The 2,149-nt window shown below is 55.0% G+C and carries 2 protein-coding genes; one reads left to right on the top strand and one right to left on the bottom strand.

The window, feature by feature from the left end:
• Positions 1-503: 503 nt before the first annotated feature.
• Positions 504-713 carry a helix-turn-helix transcriptional regulator gene (locus B5F12_RS11545; protein WP_087234531.1) on the bottom strand — a complete coding sequence of 70 codons (210 nt, stop codon included), beginning with the start codon at positions 711-713 and terminating at the stop codon, positions 504-506.
• 214 nt (positions 714-927) lie between these two features.
• On the opposite strand from B5F12_RS11545, the gene B5F12_RS11550 reads away from it, so the two are divergent.
• Positions 928-2,149 (top strand): leucine-rich repeat domain-containing protein (locus B5F12_RS11550; RefSeq protein WP_143482391.1); only part of this gene is annotated, 1,222 nt, incomplete at its 3' end.

Consider the following 2,149-nt stretch of genomic DNA (forward strand, 5'->3'; position numbering starts at 1 on the left):
CGAATCCCCCAGGGCAATACAAGGGAACCAACGGGCCGGGCAAGCCACGGCCCTTACCGCAGCGCAACAGGATGGTGCAGCAAAACCCCCGGCGGCGGGAACGCCGCTTGGCCAAGGCAGGCCCGGACATAGAAACCGCCCAGCCATAGGGCCAGCTGCCCAGGGTAGCCTGGTATGGTGGCAGAACTAGGCGTCACAGCAAGGGGCACGGGCCGAACATAGCCTTGACGCATGGACGGCCTCGTACCCCAAGGGGGGTCCTTAGGGGGGAACGCCCTAAGCGGGTTTTGGTTTCTTTTGCCCGCTCAAAAGAAACCCCCAGCGGGAAGCGTCCCCACCAGGCTGGCAAGCCGGAACCCTGGGTGGTTAGAGCCCCGGTTCACGCCGGGCCACTCCCTGAGGGAGGCTTTGGGCCTGGAATAGCCCGGAACATTGCCGAATTTCTTGGGCCGCTGGGGTAGGGGCCGTGGCTTGCCCGGCCCGCTGTATCCTTACCCCAGCGCTCACAGGGGCGTCCGCCTGTCACTGACACATAATAGATAGTCAATGCTGGTGTGATAAAATTTTGCCAATTGAATGAGGACCCGGGTGGGAATGTCATTTTCCCCCGTCTCATATTTGGAGTACCCCGTCTGAGACATGCCCAGAAACTTTGCCACCTGGGTTTGAGTCAAATCGGCATCCTCCCGCAAATCTCGCAATCGGTTCATCACACATCACCTCTTGCAGAGTATGGCATAACCTGAAACAGAATATTGTTTTCTAACCTGTTTCAGGTTAGAATGAGCAAGAGATGGAACTGTGTTCCGTTATTGGGAGAATGTGGACACAGATTTCCGGTGAAGAGGGAAGAAAAGCGGACCAAACCGTCCATAAGGCCCACCAATATGCCCCCTTCCATATCATGAGAGAAATGGAGTGGAAACAATGAAAAAGAAACTGCTAGCCTTGGTCTTGTCTTTCTGCATGGCGCTGAGTTTGGTTACCTCTGCGGCCATGGCAGGTACCACCTCCAGTGGTGATTGGGTCAGCGATGCAGAAATCCTCACTGCACTGGAAGAACAGCTGATCCCCTTTTGTACCGCCTACGGCGTAAGGTTTTATTATATTGAGGATGAGGCGGGGCGAGTGTTTGGCTACTGTCATACCAGCACCGTATCCTATCCGGTACAGAACGACCCTGACAATTTGGGCCCGGCTCAGGTGACTCAGGTCTCCGCAGAGGAGTTCGATCGCCTGTACCCTCGCTTGTTCCGATGCAACGGCGAAATTCAACGCCCTGAGTTTGACAACACGGACCATGAGACGGCTGGTCGCTTTGCCTATCACCCCGACACGGACACCTACACCATGGCCTGGGGCAACGTAGGCACCAGTTCCCCCCTAAATATCCGGGGCATGGTTTGGGCTGGAGATGGATATGACGTCTACATGCAAAGCTGCACAGAGGCTTTTGACACGCCTGAGGCCCTTCGTGAGGCTTATCCCGATGTGACAAAGGAAGATATCGAAACCGACCGAGATGGCAAGTATTTTGCCTGGATGGATGGGTTCTATCGGCTTCGTGCTGCCTATGACGGCGAATACGTCCAGGTGGTTTCTGGGAAAAAAATTGATGCCATTCCCAACGTCATTGGAATGATCACCTGGGACACCATCACCGGGAAAGGAGGAACTTGCGGGGAGACCATGACCTGGACCTACGATCAAGACTCCAAGACGCTCATCGTCTCCGGCACTGGGGATATGTGGAGTGCCAACTTTTTCGCTGGACATACATGGAACCACCTGCCCTTTACCAAACTGGTCATTGAATCGGGGGTTTCCTCGGTTGGAACGTGGGCATTTTGTAGTGAAACTCTGACCAGTGCTGTCATTGGGAACACTGTTACCACACTGAAAGCAGAGGCGTTCCGGGGGGCTGGATTAAAGGAAATTTTCCTACCTGCCAGTCTTACCAGCATGGAGGGTGGTGTGTTCTATGAGTGCGCCAACCTCACCGACATCTATTACGCTGGGAGCCAGGAACAGTGGGAGGCCATTTCCGGAATTGAGTATGAAGATTTGAAGAATGTCAGCATCCACTATAACTACGACCCGGACGAGCCCATTCCCACCCCCACCCCTGAGCCCACGCCCGAGCCTACCC

It is taken from the genome of Pseudoflavonifractor sp. An176, assembly GCF_002160435.1.
GTDB lineage: Bacteria > Bacillota > Clostridia > Oscillospirales > Oscillospiraceae > Enterenecus > Enterenecus faecium.